This window comes from Xanthomonas sp. WHRI 1810A (assembly GCF_040202885.1).
Taxonomy (GTDB): domain Bacteria; phylum Pseudomonadota; class Gammaproteobacteria; order Pseudomonadales; family Pseudomonadaceae; genus Aquipseudomonas.
In genome coordinates, this window is sequence record NZ_JBEGED010000008.1 from 77,185 (window position 1) to 93,947 (window position 16,763).

25 protein-coding genes are annotated in these 16,763 nt (G+C 57.3%); 20 read left to right on the plus strand and 5 right to left on the minus strand.

What is annotated here, in order from left to right; translation table 11 throughout:
* The first annotated feature begins 292 nt into the window (after positions 1-292).
* Entirely contained in the window at positions 293-604 is a 312-nt protein-coding gene (locus ABQX22_RS13565; protein ID WP_349800296.1) for a DUF1654 domain-containing protein, read from the plus strand.
* 172 nt (positions 605-776) lie between these two features.
* On the opposite strand, the gene ABQX22_RS13570 is transcribed toward ABQX22_RS13565, so the two are convergent.
* Complete coding sequence (locus ABQX22_RS13570) at positions 777-1,487, minus strand: DUF3800 domain-containing protein (RefSeq protein WP_349800297.1); 711 nt, start codon at positions 1,485-1,487, stop codon at positions 777-779.
* 39 nt (positions 1,488-1,526) lie between these two features.
* Complete coding sequence (locus tag ABQX22_RS13575) at positions 1,527-2,369, minus strand: LexA family transcriptional regulator (RefSeq protein WP_349800299.1); 843 nt, start codon at positions 2,367-2,369, stop codon at positions 1,527-1,529.
* Positions 2,370-2,471: 102 nt separating this feature from the next.
* On the opposite strand from ABQX22_RS13575, the gene ABQX22_RS13580 reads away from it, so the two are divergent.
* Both ABQX22_RS13580 and ABQX22_RS13585 read left to right on the plus strand, forming a co-directional pair.
* Entirely contained in the window at positions 2,472-2,690 is a 219-nt protein-coding gene (locus tag ABQX22_RS13580; protein ID WP_349800301.1) for a hypothetical protein, read from the plus strand.
* 292 nt (positions 2,691-2,982) lie between these two features.
* Entirely contained in the window at positions 2,983-3,405 is a 423-nt protein-coding gene (locus ABQX22_RS13585; protein WP_349800303.1) for a phage regulatory CII family protein, read from the plus strand.
* Positions 3,406-3,551: 146 nt separating this feature from the next.
* On the opposite strand, the gene ABQX22_RS13590 is transcribed toward ABQX22_RS13585, so the two are convergent.
* Both ABQX22_RS13590 and ABQX22_RS13595 read right to left on the minus strand, forming a co-directional pair.
* Positions 3,552-3,812, minus strand: a complete 261-nt coding sequence (locus ABQX22_RS13590) for a hypothetical protein (RefSeq protein ID WP_349800305.1) — start codon at positions 3,810-3,812, stop codon at positions 3,552-3,554.
* A gap of 153 nt (positions 3,813-3,965) precedes the next feature.
* Positions 3,966-4,433 (minus strand): hypothetical protein, encoded by a 468-nt coding sequence (locus tag ABQX22_RS13595; protein WP_349800307.1) that lies wholly within the window; start codon positions 4,431-4,433, stop codon positions 3,966-3,968.
* A 182-nt stretch (positions 4,434-4,615) separates the two neighbouring features.
* On the opposite strand from ABQX22_RS13595, the gene ABQX22_RS13600 reads away from it, so the two are divergent.
* The 13 genes from ABQX22_RS13600 (at position 4,616) to lysC (ending at position 11,968) form a co-directional block, all read left to right on the plus strand.
* Positions 4,616-5,380: a phage antirepressor KilAC domain-containing protein gene (locus ABQX22_RS13600; RefSeq protein ID WP_349800309.1), complete on the plus strand. Its 765-nt coding sequence runs from the start codon at positions 4,616-4,618 to the stop codon at positions 5,378-5,380.
* A gap of 23 nt (positions 5,381-5,403) precedes the next feature.
* Complete coding sequence (locus ABQX22_RS13605; protein ID WP_349800311.1) at positions 5,404-6,168, plus strand: helix-turn-helix domain-containing protein; 765 nt, start codon at positions 5,404-5,406, stop codon at positions 6,166-6,168.
* On the plus strand, positions 6,165-6,854 hold the full coding sequence (locus ABQX22_RS13610) for a replication protein P (RefSeq protein ID WP_349800313.1): 690 nt from the start codon (positions 6,165-6,167) through the stop codon (positions 6,852-6,854). The genes ABQX22_RS13605 and ABQX22_RS13610 overlap by 4 nt, the downstream gene beginning before the upstream one ends.
* Positions 6,851-7,147 carry a nuclease domain-containing protein gene (locus tag ABQX22_RS13615; protein WP_349800315.1) on the plus strand — a complete coding sequence of 99 codons (297 nt, stop codon included), beginning with the start codon at positions 6,851-6,853 and terminating at the stop codon, positions 7,145-7,147. Before ABQX22_RS13610 ends, ABQX22_RS13615 begins: the two co-directional genes overlap by 4 nt.
* Positions 7,144-7,467 carry a hypothetical protein gene (locus tag ABQX22_RS13620; protein ID WP_349800317.1) on the plus strand — a complete coding sequence of 108 codons (324 nt, stop codon included), beginning with the start codon at positions 7,144-7,146 and terminating at the stop codon, positions 7,465-7,467. The genes ABQX22_RS13615 and ABQX22_RS13620 overlap by 4 nt, the downstream gene beginning before the upstream one ends.
* Positions 7,468-7,478: 11 nt before the next feature.
* On the plus strand, positions 7,479-7,895 hold the full coding sequence (locus ABQX22_RS13625) for a VRR-NUC domain-containing protein (RefSeq protein WP_349800319.1): 417 nt from the start codon (positions 7,479-7,481) through the stop codon (positions 7,893-7,895).
* Positions 7,892-9,190, plus strand: a complete 1,299-nt coding sequence (locus ABQX22_RS13630; RefSeq protein ID WP_349800321.1) for a tyrosine-type recombinase/integrase — start codon at positions 7,892-7,894, stop codon at positions 9,188-9,190. Before ABQX22_RS13625 ends, ABQX22_RS13630 begins: the two co-directional genes overlap by 4 nt.
* Positions 9,187-9,393, plus strand: a complete 207-nt coding sequence (locus ABQX22_RS13635) for a hypothetical protein (RefSeq protein ID WP_349800323.1) — start codon at positions 9,187-9,189, stop codon at positions 9,391-9,393. The genes ABQX22_RS13630 and ABQX22_RS13635 overlap by 4 nt, the downstream gene beginning before the upstream one ends.
* Positions 9,390-9,689 carry a hypothetical protein gene (locus tag ABQX22_RS13640; RefSeq protein WP_349800325.1) on the plus strand — a complete coding sequence of 100 codons (300 nt, stop codon included), beginning with the start codon at positions 9,390-9,392 and terminating at the stop codon, positions 9,687-9,689. The genes ABQX22_RS13635 and ABQX22_RS13640 overlap by 4 nt, the downstream gene beginning before the upstream one ends.
* Positions 9,690-9,722: 33 nt before the next feature.
* Positions 9,723-10,409: a hypothetical protein gene (locus ABQX22_RS13645; protein WP_349800327.1), complete on the plus strand. Its 687-nt coding sequence runs from the start codon at positions 9,723-9,725 to the stop codon at positions 10,407-10,409.
* A gap of 656 nt (positions 10,410-11,065) precedes the next feature.
* Positions 11,066-11,392 carry a phage holin, lambda family gene (locus ABQX22_RS13650; RefSeq protein ID WP_349800329.1) on the plus strand — a complete coding sequence of 109 codons (327 nt, stop codon included), beginning with the start codon at positions 11,066-11,068 and terminating at the stop codon, positions 11,390-11,392.
* On the plus strand, positions 11,389-11,820 hold the full coding sequence (locus ABQX22_RS13655) for a hypothetical protein (protein WP_349800331.1): 432 nt from the start codon (positions 11,389-11,391) through the stop codon (positions 11,818-11,820). Before ABQX22_RS13650 ends, ABQX22_RS13655 begins: the two co-directional genes overlap by 4 nt.
* Positions 11,729-11,968, plus strand: coding sequence for an Rz1-like lysis system protein LysC (gene lysC / locus ABQX22_RS26920; protein ID WP_441005280.1), 240 nt, complete (start codon positions 11,729-11,731; stop codon positions 11,966-11,968). The genes ABQX22_RS13655 and lysC overlap by 92 nt, the downstream gene beginning before the upstream one ends.
* 15 nt (positions 11,969-11,983) lie before the next feature.
* Here lysC and ABQX22_RS13660 read toward each other — a convergent pair whose 3' ends face one another.
* Positions 11,984-12,325 (minus strand): hypothetical protein, encoded by a 342-nt coding sequence (locus tag ABQX22_RS13660; protein ID WP_349800333.1) that lies wholly within the window; start codon positions 12,323-12,325, stop codon positions 11,984-11,986.
* Between the two features lie 229 nt (positions 12,326-12,554).
* Between ABQX22_RS13660 and ABQX22_RS26925 the strand changes: the two genes are divergently transcribed.
* The 4 genes from ABQX22_RS26925 to ABQX22_RS13675 all read left to right on the plus strand — a co-directional run bounded on the left by ABQX22_RS26925 (position 12,555) and on the right by ABQX22_RS13675 (position 16,763).
* Positions 12,555-12,848: an HNH endonuclease gene (locus ABQX22_RS26925; RefSeq protein ID WP_441005289.1), complete on the plus strand. Its 294-nt coding sequence runs from the start codon at positions 12,555-12,557 to the stop codon at positions 12,846-12,848.
* A gap of 228 nt (positions 12,849-13,076) precedes the next feature.
* The gene (locus tag ABQX22_RS13665; RefSeq protein WP_349800335.1) at positions 13,077-13,622 is read left to right on the plus strand and encodes a terminase small subunit; all 546 of its coding nucleotides are present in this window, start codon (positions 13,077-13,079) and stop codon (positions 13,620-13,622) included.
* A gap of 111 nt (positions 13,623-13,733) precedes the next feature.
* Positions 13,734-15,311: a terminase large subunit gene (locus ABQX22_RS13670; RefSeq protein WP_349800337.1), complete on the plus strand. Its 1,578-nt coding sequence runs from the start codon at positions 13,734-13,736 to the stop codon at positions 15,309-15,311.
* Between the two features lie 297 nt (positions 15,312-15,608).
* Positions 15,609-16,763: a phage portal protein gene (locus ABQX22_RS13675; protein ID WP_349800339.1), complete on the plus strand. Its 1,155-nt coding sequence runs from the start codon at positions 15,609-15,611 to the stop codon at positions 16,761-16,763.

Sequence of the window (16,763 nt, forward strand, 5' to 3'; positions counted from 1 at the left end):
CCAGTTCCAGAGCTGGCATGGGCCGACTGTTTATTGCTCGCATTTACCTGTGGAGGGGTAGTCGGTCGCGAGGATCTTGGCGGTGGTAAAGAGCGGTTCGATTCGCAGGCCTGTTGAGGGGCTGTTGCGTCTCGATGAACAAAATATGCACTAGTGCAATCCATGCGTCAATGCACTAGTGCATATTTGTTTGTAGGAATATTCCCGAGAAAGCGTTTCACATTCCAGAAACTGCTGGGCTATGATCGGAGTTACCTGTATGGATATACAGCATTTATAGGGAGGGCATGACATGGCAAAACAGCAGGCTATACCGGCAGTACGGCAGCAAATCAGTGGAATCGAGAGACTTGGTCTAAGGGTTTCAGGGATGATCAACCATCCCATTGCGCAAGAGAGGCGTACGGTAACGATCCACCGGCTGGACACGGACGGTGATCGAGAGTGGGAAGAGGTGATGGGTGTTCTGGCAGCCACCGACGAGCTGGAAACCATCTTTGACGACGATGGGAATGTCACGGTGAAGTGGGAACCGATCAGTGATGATGAGCGCCCGGTAGAGGCAAATGACTACGATGCCGAGGAAACCACCGCCCCTTTCTAAAATTATGAGAATTTTGTGTACGCGTGACTTAGCAGATGCTTTAATCGTCTTACAAGCACGGGAAATACCGATTGCGGTATTGTTCCGATTAGCTTACAGATAAATGGGTTGCGACTACGCGGCCGGCGCTAGGCCCCTGAGACTTTGACTCAGGGGCCTTTCGCTTTCTGGACTATGGGAAAACCTTTTTTCCGTAGCGTCCAATCTTCTTTTTTAGAATGTCGTATGCCCGATTAGGCTGGTCTGGGCGCAATACGGACAGCCCGATGGGCCGTGCTGTGAGGTCGGCAATCTGAAGACCGACGGAGTTTGTTTTCTTGTCGGCTATGCATATCTCGAATGGATATTTTTTTTGGCTCCAGTTCTTTCCGTCGCAAACACGCCTAAAGGCGAGCTCTAGATCCGCATCTTCCTTCCCGCCTCTAGCCTCGAAAACGAAGTGCGTTTCCTTAGCGTGGGCCCCTAGCCCCATGAGGTGCTTGTATATCCGCTCGAGCCCGAATTGCATCGCAAGGTGGTATGGATGCCCTGGGTCGGAGTAACGGCTTTTATGAGCCTTCTTGTCGATGATTACCGCAAAAATATGAAAGTCGCTTTCATCGATTATCTCTGAAAGACGTCCGAGCAAGCTCTCCCTGTCTTCTTTTCCCATCTTCGCGAAACGCCCTTTCTTTCGGACAATTTCAGACTCATGGAAAACCACGTGATCGTGCCCGAAGAGATCGAATTTCAGTCGGTTGACCTTAGGCATTAGCCGGTCGACGTATTCGTCTTTATGGATCAGGCAAAACGTGAGAGCGAAAATAGGATAATTGTCGTCGATAGACTCAAGGCTGTGGTCGCCACTTTCGTCGACAAATGCCACCCAATCACTTCGCGCCATCCGGTGCGCCTCCTCGGGTTCGAATGATGCTAGCGTCACTCAAACTAAGTTCCCATTCCAGACGAACAAAACGCGCGCCTGGATGTAGGTCTCGTTGATGAAAATGTCATCGGCGGGGTGTTTTTTGTTGTCCGAGAGCATCTTGAATTTTTCCTTGCCCTTCATCTGCAGACGCTTGATGTACTGAAAGCCTTGGTACGAGAAAAAATAGATCCCATCGCCAATGAACTCTTTGATGCTGATGTCCACCAGGCACGGGTCACCATGCTTGATAGTTGGCGTCATGGATTGACCCCAGCCGGTAATCATCTTCAGGTGGTAGTGCTCTTTGAACTCAACACCCATAGAGCGGAGCTGGGAAGGGCTGACGCGCACGTCCTGGAGCATCTCCGGGAAGTCGTGCGCAATTTCGCCGCCTCCGAGCGCACCCCTCACGTCGTAGTGCGCAATCCACACTTCGTCGCCAACCTTGCTCGGCTTGTAGGCGTCATGAACCAGTACGCCGCCAGCTATCTCGACCTCATCACCGTTTGCGATCGCCAGAAGCTTTTGCAGCTTCTCATCACCCAGAGACTTGCCTGCCAACATCTCGCGCAGCTTGTCCGCCGCCGAAGAGGCCGACGGCGCCTCGGCAGTTTCCGCTGGTGGAGCGCCCACATCTAAAGGCGAAAACCCGCGCATCTGGTCTGTGGTAACCCCAAACAACTCTGCTAATGGGCGAACCTGCTTGTCAGTTGGTTCCTTGATTCCTTTTGGACCGTTTGGCTTGAGGATTCTGGAAATCGTCGACTGACCTACTTTGGCGCGAGCCGACACCTGAACCTGGCTTAAGCCTTGCCGGCGCATCAGTTCAGCAAGAATTTTATCGATAGATTTATGCATGAGTGCAATCGTCGCCTTGGGCGGTGCATACATCAATAGTGCATATCGTTGACAGATATGCACTGGTGCATGATTATGTGCATAACCACACAGGAGGCAGCCATGAGCGCTACCGAACTCCCGATCAAACTGGATGCATTGCTGGGCTCGGGCATGACCTACAAAGCTATCGCGACCCGAGCTAACTGCGACATTTCCACGATCTTCCGAATCCGTAACGGCCAAATCAGCAACCCCAGCTACATCGCTGGCCGAGCTATTGACTTGATGCATGACGAGCTCGCAAAGCCAGAGAAGCAAGCGAAAAAATCTGCGGCTTAACCATGGCGCTTCGTACTTAGCGACACGGTCGTCTGCTCAAAGCCCCGCGATGCCTCACTGCTCAACAGATCACGCAACGGACCGGCTTTTGATTCGAACGAAGGCCACAACCTGATCTGACAAGCCAAGGGAAGGGGGGATGCCAAGGCAGCCACAAAGCAGCGAAGGGCAGCTATCTCGCCCTGCAGTTCGGAAGAGTCGGTCATGGAGCGTCCTTGATCAGTGAGTTGGTAGAAACATTTTGCAATGCGTGATGGCACCAAGCCACATAAACAAACGTGAGGTTTTAGGAATGCAGGATTTTCTCAGGGCATGCGACGTCGTCGTTGAAGAGGCGGAAACCAAGAATCTCGCCACGCTGATGAACATGCCCCCAGTGAGCCTGCTCCAGCGTGCCAACGCGAACTACGACAACGCGTGGTTCAACGTAAAGCATCTGTACGCGCTGCTACTGCACACAGATGACATGCGCCCATTGGCTGCACTTGCCGGCGAGTTCGGCTACTCAATCGCCAAAGTCGAGCAGCCAGTGGCGATCGACATTCACCAAGCGCTTGGCCGGGCCGCTTTCGAATTCGCTGAAGTGACTGTCGAGACGCACTCGGCAATGGCTGACGGTCGAGTCGATCAGGTCGAGCGCGCCCGAATCTTGAAAGAGATCGCTCACGCTGAGAATGCCCTGGCGCAACTCAAAGCATCCGTGAAGGTGGCCTGAGATGACAGAAATCACTCAGGTGTTCGTTTGCATCGTGGCGCTGATGTTCGCATACAGCCTTGGCTACTCAACGGGGCGCGGTCGCCACCTGGAAGCATTTCTCAGAGACGATGAGCCGGCGCGGAAGATCTGGTACGCAGCGATGGTTAAGAACGGGGTGTGTCGGACCGAAAGCCCTCCCACATCCGACCGTAATCATCGAGACCCGAAATGACTTCGTCAGGAATGGCTTGGTACGAAAGCTCGGATTTTGCGTGCTTCAGTTCTTGCTCGAATTCGTTCAAAAGTCTTGCAAGGAGCACTGGAGGCAAGCACCTGGCCATCGCAGTCAGCATGGTGTTTATCCCGACAATCTCACCTTTTTGCTGGTGGAGTCTGACAACCAATTCTTCGATTTTTTCAGTCATGTCCGGCCTCCGAGGCCTTTTCGTGTGGAAGCCAAAAGCTACCACGGATGCGCCGGACACCTACATCGCCTGAATCGCAGGCAAAAAAAAGCCGGTGGCTAGACCGGCTTCTTCAACAACACTGAGGGCTCGATTATGCAGACACATACCGCGCTACGCAATGGCAGAAACAAACCACTCCCACACGCCGATCTTCCGGACAAGCTCTTCTCGCCCGTGCCGTCGCAAGTTTGCGTTAAAGCTTGGGACCTCAAGCGCGCTGACAATGTGTACGTCCTCCCCGGTCAGCAGGCTGATCTTTCTGTCGATGTCGTTCAAGCTGGCATTTTCTTTCTCGCTTCGAAGTACGCACCACTCACGCTTCAACTCTGCATGCTTGGCAATCTTCTCTGCTGGTCCAAGCAGGTGCTCGACAATTGCGCACAGGGCGATAGCAGCGCCGAGCCATTTCGCGTAATCCCCAAGTGCAGCAAGGTTGCTGAAAACAGCCGCACCACTGGCCAAGAAAACCAGACTGAATATCCACTTCATGTGCCTGTAAAGCTTGAGGTGCCGGGAGTGCAGCTCGATGGCGTAGTCGATGTCCATTCCTGCCTCGTAAATGGTGCGGTTGTAGGTCATGGCTTAGCTTCCTTGGTTTGGTGCCGGCGTAGGGGGTGGCGGCGGATTGCGGAAAGGAGGTACCTGAGTTTTGTAATCGACATCGTCATCTGCGTTCATGAGAGCTCCGTTTTGGTTGTTTTGGTGCTTGGTGGCGCCGAAATGCTATCACGGCAGCTCTCACCTATTTGTGGTGGTGCTCAATGAACTATTCATCGAGCGTCCCGCCAGCTTCGAGGCGAACTGATTCGTCAGTTTTCCCAATGCGCCAGAACATGGCGCGTCAGTCTATGTCGTCGCGCGAAATATCCGATCTGCTGACTTCTCGCCATGACAAGGTGAAGCAGTCGATCGCACGCCTAGTTCAGCGCGGAACTATCGTCCAACCCCCAGTGGGGGACGAACAAAACAACGACTCACTGGGCCGCCCGCGCACTGAATCGGTTTACTACCTGTGCAAGCGCGACAGCTTTGTGGTGGTCGCCCAGCTCAGCCCCGAATTCACGGCACGACTCGTCGACCGCTGGCAGGAACTGGAAGATCAGGCCGATGGCCGTCTCCATATCCCGGCTAACTACGCCGAAGCCCTGCAGTTGGCAGCTGATCAGGCGAAGGAGAGCCAGCGCCTCCAACTTTTGGTTGACCATCAGGCGCCCAAAGTCGCGGCAATCAATCGCCTTGCTGCCGCCGGCGGCTCGATTTGCATAAGCGATGCCGCCAAACAGCTCCAGCTTTCCCCGAACCAGCTTTTCACTTGGCTTGAAGCACACCGCTGGATATTCCACCGCGGAGGCTCGAAGCGCTGGACCGCGTATCAGCCTCAGATCACCCGGGGTTTCATGGTCCACAAGGTGACCGATCTCAAGCCTGATGCTGAGACCGGTGCGGATCGCGCAGCGTATCAACCCCTGATCACACCGAAAGGCCTGACCTACTTAGCCGAAAAGAATATTGGAGCAGCACTGTGAGTGTTCAAGCAATGACCTGGGCTATGGAAATCCCCAGGTCTTCTCTGGAAAACCCTGCTGCCCGCCACGTGCTGCTGTGCATGGCGAACTATGCCGGTCCTGAAGGTCGCGGCGCTTTTCCATCCGCGCTGACTATATCCAAACATACGGGGCTGTCCGAGCGCACCGTCCGCCTGAAGTTGGATGAGCTGGAGAAGGCGGGCTTCATCACCGAGGGCAATCAAGCCATTGCAGCGGCTTACATTGATCGCCGTGACCGCCGCCCCGTGGTGTATGACCTCCAACTTAAACGGGGTGCAAATGCTGCACCCCGTACAGAACGGGGTGCAGATAACCGCGCGGGGTGCAGCTCACAACAGAACGGGGTGCAGGAAAACGCAGAACGGGGTGCAGCAGCTGCACCCAATACATCACTTAACCATCAGTTAACCGAACAGCTGCAGCGGCGCGAGATTTTGGGCGCTGTCCTCGAGCAGGACCTCGAAGCCCTGCAAGCGGCTGACGACCGTCAACGCTTCGGCATGTTCGCTGGCTGGGAGCCGTCGGCCAAGGCGCTCTCGGCCCAACTCCAAATCGTAGCACTGCCGGCCGACGCCGCGACCACCAAGCTGATTGCCAGCTTCAAGGGTTTCTATCTGGCTCGCCCAGCCACTATCGACAGCAACGGTGGCTGGGCATACCGCCTTGCCTCCTGGATCAAACGCGACCGCACCAGCAACGCCGGCACCACGGTGGTCGACAGCACCGACGACGATGACACCAGTTGGATGGACGGAGTGAACTCATGAAAACGGTCGCCACCTACGCAGCTTCTGCCATGACCAAGGTTCACGCCGGTGAGTTCGTCGAAGCGAGCACCGCCGTATCAGCCCAGGCTCAGCAGGATCAGGCCCGCCAGACCGGTCAGGTGATCAACCACCTGTTCAAGGAATTGCGCTCGATCCGCACCGCATGGCGGCAGGCCTGGCCGGACAAGAAGTCCTATCTGGAATCGAAAAAGACCTGGCTTCAGGGCTTCATCGAGAATGGCATCTGCACTCAGGAACAGATCGATATCGGCCTGATGCGCTGCCGCGCCGAGGCTTCCGACTTCATCCCCAGCGTGGGTAAGTTCATTCAGGGCTGCGTGCCAACGCCGGAGATGCTGAATCTGCCCAGCGTTGAATCCGCTTACGAGCAGGCCCTGCGCAACTGCCACCCAGTGATGCGCGATACCGCCAAATGGCTTCACCCGGCGGTGTATCACGCCACCGCGGCCGCAGGCTTCCACAGCTTGCCGCTTCTCTCCCGCGAGCTTGGGCTGGCCAGCTTCGAGAAGCGTTACTCGGTCCAAGTGTGCAAGGTCTGGCGCGGCGAGCAGTTGGCGCCGGTGCCCGTAGCCGAGCTCGCTGCGCCGTCACCAAAAATTACCCCTGAAGTGGGCAATAAAGCCTTGGCCGAACTGCGCGCCCGCCGCGCCAGAGCATTCCTATGAGCAGGCTGACGGAAGCCGCCCGTGACCGCGAATGCCAAGTGCGCTTTCCGGGGTGTGGGTGCGAATCGTCCACCACGGTCCTTGCGCACTACCGCCTGGCTGGCACCTGCGGGATGGGCATGAAGCCCAACGACTTCCAAGCGGCCTGGGCCTGCGGCTACTGCCATGACATCGCCGATGGCCGGCTCCGCGCACCGGGGGAGCTGACTCGCTACGAGGTTCGGCTTTATCTGGCAGAGGGCGTGATGCGCACTCAGGACATTCTGTTTCGAGAAGGGAAGGTGGCACTGTGAACGAATTGAAAATGCGTCAAGAGTTTGAGGCCTGGGCGAAGCCACACCTGATTTACGGGGACGACTCTGAAGATGTGGAAGGCTTCCGTCTTGAAATGGAGTCCGGGTACTACGTCTGGACTGAAACTCAGGCTGCTTGGGAAGCATGGCAGGCATCCCGCGCCGGCCTGGTGATCGAACTCCCGCCCGCGCCATCGGTGCCAGAAGATTCCGAGGAAGGCATCGACGACAGCCACATGGACGCCTATTACGCCGCCACCGGAATGCGCCATGCCTGTGCGAAGTTCATCGAGGCCGCCGGCCTGAAGGTATTGCCTTGAAAGCCCCCACAATGAAGGCATTCAAGCCCAAGGCCGTACGCGCGCCTCGCATCGATCGCGAGGGGCTGGAGCAGGCCGCGCTGCTGGCAGAGATTCAGCTCAAGCACCCGGAAGCCTTCGCGCTGATCTACCACGTCCCGAACGGTGGGCACCGGCACATCAAGGTCGCGATGGGCCTGAAGAAGCAGGGCGTTGTCGCCGGCATCCCTGACTTGGTGCTGACCATGGCTCGCGGCGGGTGGTTTGGCCTGTACATCGAGTTCAAGGCCACGCCGCCGAATGACGCGCCGGTGTCGGCCGAACAGCACAGGCGCATCGCCGCGCTCAACGCCCAGGGCTATCTCGCCATCGTTTGCCGGGGACACTTTGACGCCATGGAGAAGCTGCGCGCGTATCTGCGCCTTTCCCCGACAGTGGGGGCCGCATGAGCAAGACCCGCACGGTGAAGTTCAGCGATGCCGAGATCCGACGGCAGGCCGCCGACCCAGGCGTGAACGACCTGCGCGACCCGCGTCACCCCGGCCTGTACCTGCGCTTCGGTCAGGATCGTCAGCGCGGGTCGTGGTATCTGGTCAAGGGCAAGGTGTGGAACCATATTGCACGTTTCCCTGACCTGGGCGCCGCCGCGGTACTGGCCGAACTACCTGCGCTGCGTCAGCGCCTGCTTCGGGATTCGGCGGCCACCGTGGCGCTCGGCGGCCTGGCCACGTGCGGCCAGCTGATCGACTGGTATGGCAACCGAATGAGCTTGGACCGGTCGTTGTCGGCGAAGCGCAAGGCCGGGGCCAAGTCCGCCATCAAGTGTCACCTGAAGCCCAGGCTTGAACATGTCCCGGTGCGCGATCTGACTGCCGCCGTGCTGGACAAGGAATTGATGTGGCCATGCCAGCGGAAATTGTCTCTGTCGTACGTGCATCAGCTGTTCGTGCTGCTGGTGGTCGCCTTCCTCCAGGCCTACAAGCTGGGACTGATCGACAAGAACCCGATGGCTGACATGAAGTTCGTGGACTTTACCAAGGCCCGGATCATGCCCAAGGCTGCCCGGTTGCGCGGCGTGCACCTGGTGGAAGTGGTTCCGATGCTGGCCGACCTGTTCGAGATCCAGCCGGGCGAGGCCATGTTGGCGATCATGATGCTGTGCCACGGCACGCGGGTCGGCGAGACGCGGATGGCGCGCTGGTCCGACGTCTCGCTCCCGGACGGTGAGTGGTTCATCGCCGCCGAGAACACTAAGACCCGGACCGAGCATCGCCTACCGCTGACCGCTCAGACCAAGGCGCTGCTGACCCGATACCGGGCAATCCAGATCAGCCAGGGGTACGAGGGGATCTACCTGTTCCCGTCACGTCGTGGGCGGGCCATCAGCGAAGGGCAGGCCAGTGCCGTGTTCAGGCGGATAGGTCGTGGAGATTGGACCAGCCATGACCTGCGCAAGGTGGCTCGCACCGCATGGACCGACCTCGGCATTGACGGTCATATCGGCGAGATGCTGCTCAACCATTCGCTGGGCAAGATCGCGTCCACCTACATCAACACCCAGGCACGGGCGCAGCGGTTGGCCGCGTTGGAGAAGTGGCACCACTGGTTAGATGAGCGCGGCTTCAATTCGATCCACAACCTGATAGACACCCAATATGAAAATTCGCAAAACCCTGCGCAAGCCGCGAACGGCGTGGCCTGCGAGCCTGTTTCTAACATTGTGAATGGCGAGGTTTCAAAATGATGATTCTGGTCGATCCGCGCCGAAAACTGGCAGTACAGCCAGGCGATATCAGCTCGATGCAGGTGGTACTCAGCCCTGGCGGCCGGTGGGTTTTGGAGCTGCACATGATGTCCGGCAGAGAGATCTTGATTCCGGCCAGCAACGATAACGGCCAGGTTGATCTGACTGCCATTCACGCCCGATTGATGGAGGCCAGTCAGTGAAGAAGAGCCACGGACCAGAATTTCGCCGCCAGATGAAGCCGTTGATGGAGTGCGCCCTTTGCCGCGGCGCTGGCAGCACCAATGGAATTTTTCACCAGATCGACTGCACCGCCTGCAATGCGTCGGGCTGGATCTGCCAGACAACGGGCGAACCGCTGCCGCTGGAAGAGTTGGTGCCTCAGTTGAGCATGCGGCTCCGCAACACCGTCGCTGCGCTGGCCCGGGCGAACAATCGCGGCACAGAAGAACAGAACAACCGCCGGGGCGCCGGCGGCTCGCATTGGACCGGCGACTGACCGGCACGACTATTTGATTGGGGAGAGCAGCACATGAAGTTGATAGGAGCTCGTCAGGCCTGGACAGATTCGCAGCACGAATCCGGGGCCTCAATCTCGGCGGTCGCAATCGAAACGGCGAAGTCAGGCATCAAGAAGAGCAAGGCGCGGATACAGCGCCGCGAGGCGTTCTTTCCCGCTATGGGCACGGAGGAAAATGAAAAGGCCGGGCGCTTTCCGGTGCTGGGCCAGCGGATCAGCATCAGCGAGACGCGCAGAACACCTGCGGGTCGTTCTACGGCGCGGGCCGCCCACCTGACGATGATGGGCAAGTTTCAACGCGCCATCGCCACGCTGCCGTTTCAGGTGCAGCAGTTCGGGCATTACATGTATTCGCCGATGCCGAACATGCGCTACGTGATGAATGCCGTCCTGCTGATCGCCACCCGCGCGGAGTTGTCGGAACTCACCCCGCTGCGCCGTGCACGCGCTCAATACCTGGTGACAGCGGCCCTGCAGTCATTCAAATGTGAAGTTACAGGCGCGCCTGAATGGGGGCCCGCACGCGTGGCCGAGGAGATGAAGGCCTTTTACGGGCTGGTGGTCGATCCTAATAACTGGAATCGGGACTGGAAGCCGACTTGGGATTTGCTGAAGGCCACCATTAAAGAAGTGGATATAGAGGCTCAATCGCCACTTTGGCAGGTGATTCACTTGGAGCTTGGTGAAGGGGCGGCATAAATCCCTTGTATTGAATGGAAAATTCAGATACATTTCTCACAGTGCGAAAGTTACATCAGCCGCACACCAATTCAGAACCCGGCCGGTGTGCCGGGTTTTTCGTTTTTGAAGTCCGGCGAAGCTTTTTCAGACAGAACAGTGATCGGACTTCTGTCCGGCGCTATTACGCATCTGTCTTCCGGGCACCACGCTGTTCCACTAGCGGCGTCAGCCGCATATCGGTAAAGATCCCTCGTACTATGTCAGGCCAAGCGAGTCGCGGTTTCGCCCGAGGCGATGATAAAAAATTCGTTCTCGCTCACTCTCCTTACGGAACCCCCGCTATTGACTACATATCGCTTGGGTCCGTCCAACCAGCCCGTGTCGGAGCCATTTCGAAACGAAGTCATTATCTGCATCGTTTGTTCACTTATCTCGTAGACCCTCCCTGCGGTGCTTCTCACTTCGAATAAGTCTGTTTGCATGATCCTTGTTTTATCCACGGCTATACCTGCTGTCGACGTTGATAAATTTCTGACAATAGCATGTGGGGCTGGCATCCGCTGACAGGCCCAGCCTGCTATTGGCCAAGACTTTCGAAAGACGCGCGATTACTTCGAGCCTCGGCATTTGCCGGGGCTTTTTCATTTCTGCTCCCCGCAAGGGAGGACAGTCGGATGTCGAACATGCCTGAGAAAAACCCCGACTTCTGGGCGCAAGTCTGGCTCGTCCTCAGTAACCCACTTTGGCAAGGGGCGATCATGGCCGCAACCATTTCGCTGCTCCGTGTGCTGTATGAGGCCAAGGAACAGAACAAGTGGCGGATCGTTTTCGAGGCGCTCATCTGTGGCGCGTTGAGCCTGTCGGCCAGCAGCGTCATTGAATGGATGTCATGGCCGTCGAGCTTGTCTGTAGGAGCCGGCGGCACCATCGGCTTCATCGGAGTGACCGCCATCAGGGAGCTGATCATCCGTTTCCTCGGACGCAAGGCGGACTCGGTATGAGCCTAGAACCTGTTGTCGCTGTCTCCAAAGCTGCTTCGACGTTGCGCATCATCGCTGTCGCTGTGGTCATCGGCATCGTCATGTCGTTGCTCATTGCTATCCAGCAGATCCGGGTGGTCACGTTGCAGAGCGCCGTCTCTGTTGAACGCGATGCCAAGCAAGTCGCCGTGGATGCCAACAAGGAAAGCCAGGCGACGATCACCACGCTGAAAGCCGAAGCTGCGCGCAATGTTGCCTACACCGCCGACCTGAACAAACGCATCAAGGCCAGCGAAGACAAGGCCAAGAAGGCCAGGAAGGATTTCGATGACCTCAAGCGCAATAGCAAACCTGTTCGTGATTGGGCTGCTCAGCCTCTGCCTGACGGCCTGCGCGGCAAAGCCGTCCTTGGTAACAAAGACAACGGCAATAAGATTGGAAGCCCCTGAGTTGATTCCATGCGAGCGGGTCAATACAGACGACACCGATCTGCGTGACAACGGCGACGTGTGGGAGCTGAAGGACCAGGCTATCAAATTGCTTGATACGTGCGCTGACCAAGTCGACGCTCAGATCCAGCGCAGCAGGGGTAAATGACTGGATAGCTACAGCTCACTTTACGAGTCGCAGAGCAGGCTTGTTTTTTGGCGCAGTCTTCTGGGGAAGCTGGGCGCGCCTAAGATCCTCCAGCCTAACTCTGAGGTTGCGGGTGGCTTCAGATAGCTCCATCAACGCGTCCAGCAGCCCAGGATCATCGCATGTTGTTCCTGCTTTCATTTCCGCGAGCTGCTTTGAAAGTAGTTTGTAGTCTTGGGATAGTTGGTCAAACTCGTTGAATCTCACATTTTTCTCCTCGGCATGCTGACCGTGACAGCGGTTGCTGTTGCAAATCCAATGCGCCTGTTTTTCAACACTTTTTGGTTTCCTGGCATGGCTAAGCAATGCATGGGCCAAGCCTTACGCGCCTTGCTCCCATCCATCGCTTAGCTCTTCACCGCGACTGGGTCAGCAATTTCGTCGAACGACTGGAGGCTGGATTCGGTAATCTGAATTTACCCAGAAGATCAAAACACGCGGGTAGGTGAGGTTTGGCTGATGGCATGCTCGACCTGTGCGTTTAAACGCTTGATGCCACGTCATGAGGGAACATTGAATGGGCAGACTTACAGCGCTTAAACCGCGGATGGCAGAGGCTGCCGGGCGGCAGTTCGCATCGCCTGTAGCTGATGAAGGTGATGGCGGCTGGGGTTCTGGCCGTGGCGGCAGACCTTGGAGACGCAAACGCGCAGCGATCCTGATTCGGGACGAGTACACATGCCAAGCGTGCAGCACTGTCACGCTTGACCTCGAGGTCGATCACATCATCAACGTGGCGCAGGGCGGGACAGATGACGAAGCCAACCTGCAGGCGCTTTGTGTGCCTTGTCATAAGGCCAAGACCGCCGAGGAATCAGCGCGCGGAGCTGGCCGAGTCTGAGGTCCCCTAGCCGTGCACAACGTGTGGTTCAGAGCGACGTAGAGTCGCGATGACAGTCGATCGGCTTAGATATTCAGGCAAGATCGCGCGAAATGCACGGAAACTTAAGATAATGAGAGGTATTCTCATTTTCGGAGGGGGTGGGTCGAAACCTTGGCACTTTTCGCTCCGGACACCGCCCCCGACCGCACGCACAGATTTTTTCCCCTTCACAGGTTTTTGTTAAAGATGGCACTCACCTCCAAAAAGCGCGCTTTTATCGTCGCAGTGAGGGAAGGTGCGTCCAACAAAGACGCAGCCATCGCGGCCGGATGTTCGGGGAAGACCGCGTCGGCCGCGGGCTCCAGGCTTGCGAAGGATCCGGACGTCATCCGCGAACTGCATAAGCTCAATGCGCTTTTCCCTGTTAAAGCTGATGTTAAAACCGATGTTAAAACCGGTGTTAAAGCTGATGTTAAAGCTGATGTTAAAGCGAAGCCGGTGAAGGCGGGGAGACATGCATTAACCCCCGCAATTGAGCCCGTCGAACGCGCAGCCGTATCGCCGGACGTTTTGGATGAAGACCCGCTAGCGTTTTTCAGGTCGATGATGGCCGACGACGACATGGACCCAAAACTTCGGCTTGAAGCCGCCAAGTCTCTGGCTGCCTTTACTGTTCAAAAGCCGGGCGATGCAGGTAAGAAGCAGGAGAAAGAAAACGCGGCCAAGGCGGCGTCAAAAGGAAAGTTTGGAGCATCGGCTCCACCTCCTAGCCATTTACGATCGGTGAAATAATTGAGCCAACCCACCTGGGACACGTCGTGCCCAGATTGGGAAGCGCGAATCGTTAACCGCCAGTCACTTGTACCGTTCCCGCCTCTGTTTCCTGCTGAGGCGCAGGCGTGCATGCAGGTCTTGAATGACCTGAAAATTGTCGATGCCCCGGGTAGCCCCCTCATCGGTGAGTCGTGTGCCCCGTGGATCACTGACTTAGCCGGGGCGATATTCGGTGCATACAACGGCGACACCGGTGAGCGTCTGATTCAGGAATTCTTTCTCCTGATCAGTAAAAAGAACGCCAAGAGCACCATCGCCGCCGCGATCATGCTCACGGTGTTGATCAGAAATTGGCGGCAGTCGGCCGAGTTCATCATCCTGGCGCCCACCATTGAGGTTGCGAATAACGCCTATGCGCCGGCGCGCGACATGGTCAAACATGACGAAGAGCTTTCGGCGTTACTGCACGTCCAGGATCATGTCCGCACTATCACGCATCGCGAGTCAGGTGCGACGCTCAAGGTAGTCGCTGCTGACCAGAACACGGTGGGCGGCAAGAAAGCGGCCGTTGTTCTGGTCGACGAGCTTCATCTGTTTGGCAAGAACCCGCACGCGGCGAACATGTTGCGAGAAGCAACTGGCGGCCTGGCCTCCAGGCCGGAAGGGTTTGTCATCTACCTGACTACGCAGTCTGACCAGCCGCCGGCGGGCGTCTTCCGGGAAAAGCTGCAGTACGCCCGCGGTGTCCGCGACGGGAAGATCATTGATCCAAACTTCCTGCCCGTGATCTACGAGTTTCCTGACCGGATACTCAAGGCAAACCAGCACCGCAATCCTGAAAACTTCTACATCACCAACCCGAACCTGGGTTATTCGGTCAGCGAGAAATTCCTGATCCGGGAGATGAAGAAGGCGGAGGAGGCCGGCGAGTCAGAAATTCTCGGCTTCATGTCGAAGCACCTGAACGTTGAAATCGGCCTGGCACTTCGTTCAGATCGTTGGGCAGGCGCAGATTTCTGGATGGCAGCCGCTGTTCCAGTGCTGACGCTGGACATGCTGATCTCCATGTCGGAAGTCATTGACGTTGGCATCGACGGCGGTGGCCTGGACGATCTTTTGGGGTTCGCCGCGGTGGGGCGCGACAAGCGCACACGTGACTGGCTCGTTTGGACCCATGCCTGGGCCCACCCTTCGGTGCTTGAGCGACGCAAAGCCGAGGCTCCGCGATTCAATGACTTCGAGAAGGATGGCAATCTCACGTTGTCTGTGCGCATCGGCGATGACGTGAACGACGTTGCAGATCTGGTTGAGCAAATAGAGGCGTCTGGCCTACTGGATAAGGTCGGTGTCGACCCGGTGGGAATCGGCGCAATTTACGACGCGATGATTGAGCGCGAAATCCCTCCGGACAAGATTGTTGCTGTCAGCCAAGGCTGGAAGCTGGGCGGGGCGATCAAGACGGCCGAGCGCAAGTTGGCTGAAGGAGGCATGAAGCACGGCGGGCAGCCGATGATGGCCTGGTGCGTCGGTAACGCAAAAGTCGAGCCGCGTGCAAACTCCATCCTGATCACCAAGCAGGCCAGCGGGTCGGCAAAGATCGATCCATTAATGGCCCTATTTAACGCAGTGTCCCTGATTTCCTTGAACCCTGAAGGCAGGGGCAATGACGACTTCATGGCCGCCATCAGGAACCCCATCATCGTATGAACCCATTGCTCCTATTCATTCTGCTCGCACTCTGCGGGTTCGGTTCCGCCGTTGCGGGCGTTTACGTTCTCCAAGGCTTGGGCTGGGCCTTGATCGCCGGCGGTGTTGCACTACTTCTAATCGCTGGATTTGTGCGCAAGGGGCTGATCGGTGAATAAATCCTTATCAGCCGTATTGGGCCGGGCGGCTCGGGCTCCGAGAGCTTCACTCGGCGAGTGGCTGGGGAAGTCGATAAATCTGAGCGATGGCGGCTTTTGGAGCCAGTTCCGAGGTAGCCAGTCAAGCTCTGGCAAGACAGTGACCGTCGACAATGCTATGCAACTCTCAGCCGTGTGGTCCTGCGTTCGGATCGTCTCGACTTCGGTTGCAGGTCTGCCGATGGGCGTTTATCGACGCGAGCAGAACGGTGACCGTGAGGATGCTCGGTCGTTCGCCCTCTATGACGTCATCCATACGAGCCCGAATGAGGACATGACCGCTTTCCAGTTCTGGCAGGCCATGGTCGCTTCGATGCTGCTACGGGGCAATGCGTACGCGGAAATTCATCGTGCCGGCTCGCGCGTTATTGCTCTGGACTTCCTGCTTCCGGGGCGAGTGGACCTCGATCTTGATGATGACGGAAGGGTGACCTACTGGTTTCGACCACGCAAAGGTGCGCGGCGCCAGATCGAGCGGCAAGACATGCTCCACATCCCTGCGTTTAGCTTGGACGGCAGGGTCGGCTTGTCAGCGATTCGCTATGGTGCGGATGTGTTCGGCGCTGCTATGTCGGCCGATGATGCAGCCAACGGCACTTTCAAGAATGGCTTGCTTCCAGCCGTGGCTTTTAAGGTGGATCGCGTGCTCAAGCCTGAGCAGCGCGAGGAGTTTCGAGACTATGTGAAGCAGGTTTCCGGCGCGCTGAACGCAGGCCGCTCACCGGTGCTGGAGCAGGGCATCACCCCGGAAACCATTGGTATCAACCCGGTAGATGCGCAGCTTCTCGAATCTAGGGGCTACAGCGTCGAGGAGGTATGCCGCTGGTTTGGGGTTCCGCCATGGATGGTCGGCAAGACTGACGCAGGAAGCAACTGGGGAACCGGGCTTGAACAGCAGATGATTGCGTTTCTGACCTTCAGCATTAGCTCCATCACCACTCAGATTCAGCAGTGCGTGAATAAGCGGCTACTGACCCCGGTGGACCGCCGGTCCTATTACGCAGAATTCTCGCTCGAGGCGTTCCTCAAGGCTGACAGTACGGGCAGGGCAGAGTGGTACAGCAAGATGACGCAGAACGGAATCATGACCCGGGACGAATGCCGGGTTAAGGAAAACCTGCCACGTCACGGCGGCAATGCCGCGGTCCTCACCGTGCAGACCAACCTCGCGCCAATCGACAAGCTCGGGCAGTCCACCGACGGGCAAGCCGCTCAAAATGCTTTGAAGAACTGGCTCGGCCAGGCTCAGGAGTAA

Excerpts from the sequence above, each read along its gene's own strand:
- ABQX22_RS13565 (WP_349800296.1), top strand. The coding sequence starts at position 293 with ATGGCAAAACAGCAGGCTATACCGGCAGTACGGCAGCAAATCAGTGGA.
- ABQX22_RS13570 (WP_349800297.1), bottom strand. The coding sequence starts at position 1,487 with ATGGCGCGAAGTGATTGGGTGGCATTTGTCGACGAAAGTGGCGACCAC.
- ABQX22_RS13575 (WP_349800299.1), bottom strand. The coding sequence starts at position 2,369 with ATGCATAAATCTATCGATAAAATTCTTGCTGAACTGATGCGCCGGCAA.
- ABQX22_RS13580 (WP_349800301.1), top strand. The coding sequence starts at position 2,472 with ATGAGCGCTACCGAACTCCCGATCAAACTGGATGCATTGCTGGGCTCG.
- ABQX22_RS13585 (WP_349800303.1), top strand. The coding sequence starts at position 2,983 with ATGCAGGATTTTCTCAGGGCATGCGACGTCGTCGTTGAAGAGGCGGAA.
- ABQX22_RS13590 (WP_349800305.1), bottom strand. The coding sequence starts at position 3,812 with ATGACTGAAAAAATCGAAGAATTGGTTGTCAGACTCCACCAGCAAAAA.
- ABQX22_RS13595 (WP_349800307.1), bottom strand. The coding sequence starts at position 4,433 with ATGACCTACAACCGCACCATTTACGAGGCAGGAATGGACATCGACTAC.
- ABQX22_RS13600 (WP_349800309.1), top strand. The coding sequence starts at position 4,616 with ATGAACTATTCATCGAGCGTCCCGCCAGCTTCGAGGCGAACTGATTCG.
- ABQX22_RS13605 (WP_349800311.1), top strand. The coding sequence starts at position 5,404 with ATGGAAATCCCCAGGTCTTCTCTGGAAAACCCTGCTGCCCGCCACGTG.
- ABQX22_RS13610 (WP_349800313.1), top strand. The coding sequence starts at position 6,165 with ATGAAAACGGTCGCCACCTACGCAGCTTCTGCCATGACCAAGGTTCAC.
- ABQX22_RS13615 (WP_349800315.1), top strand. The coding sequence starts at position 6,851 with ATGAGCAGGCTGACGGAAGCCGCCCGTGACCGCGAATGCCAAGTGCGC.
- ABQX22_RS13625 (WP_349800319.1), top strand. The coding sequence starts at position 7,479 with ATGAAGGCATTCAAGCCCAAGGCCGTACGCGCGCCTCGCATCGATCGC.
- ABQX22_RS13630 (WP_349800321.1), top strand. The coding sequence starts at position 7,892 with ATGAGCAAGACCCGCACGGTGAAGTTCAGCGATGCCGAGATCCGACGG.
- ABQX22_RS13635 (WP_349800323.1), top strand. The coding sequence starts at position 9,187 with ATGATGATTCTGGTCGATCCGCGCCGAAAACTGGCAGTACAGCCAGGC.
- ABQX22_RS13645 (WP_349800327.1), top strand. The coding sequence starts at position 9,723 with ATGAAGTTGATAGGAGCTCGTCAGGCCTGGACAGATTCGCAGCACGAA.
- ABQX22_RS13650 (WP_349800329.1), top strand. The coding sequence starts at position 11,066 with ATGTCGAACATGCCTGAGAAAAACCCCGACTTCTGGGCGCAAGTCTGG.
- ABQX22_RS13655 (WP_349800331.1), top strand. The coding sequence starts at position 11,389 with ATGAGCCTAGAACCTGTTGTCGCTGTCTCCAAAGCTGCTTCGACGTTG.
- ABQX22_RS26925 (WP_441005289.1), top strand. The coding sequence starts at position 12,555 with ATGGCAGAGGCTGCCGGGCGGCAGTTCGCATCGCCTGTAGCTGATGAA.
- ABQX22_RS13665 (WP_349800335.1), top strand. The coding sequence starts at position 13,077 with ATGGCACTCACCTCCAAAAAGCGCGCTTTTATCGTCGCAGTGAGGGAA.
- ABQX22_RS13670 (WP_349800337.1), top strand. The coding sequence starts at position 13,734 with ATGCAGGTCTTGAATGACCTGAAAATTGTCGATGCCCCGGGTAGCCCC.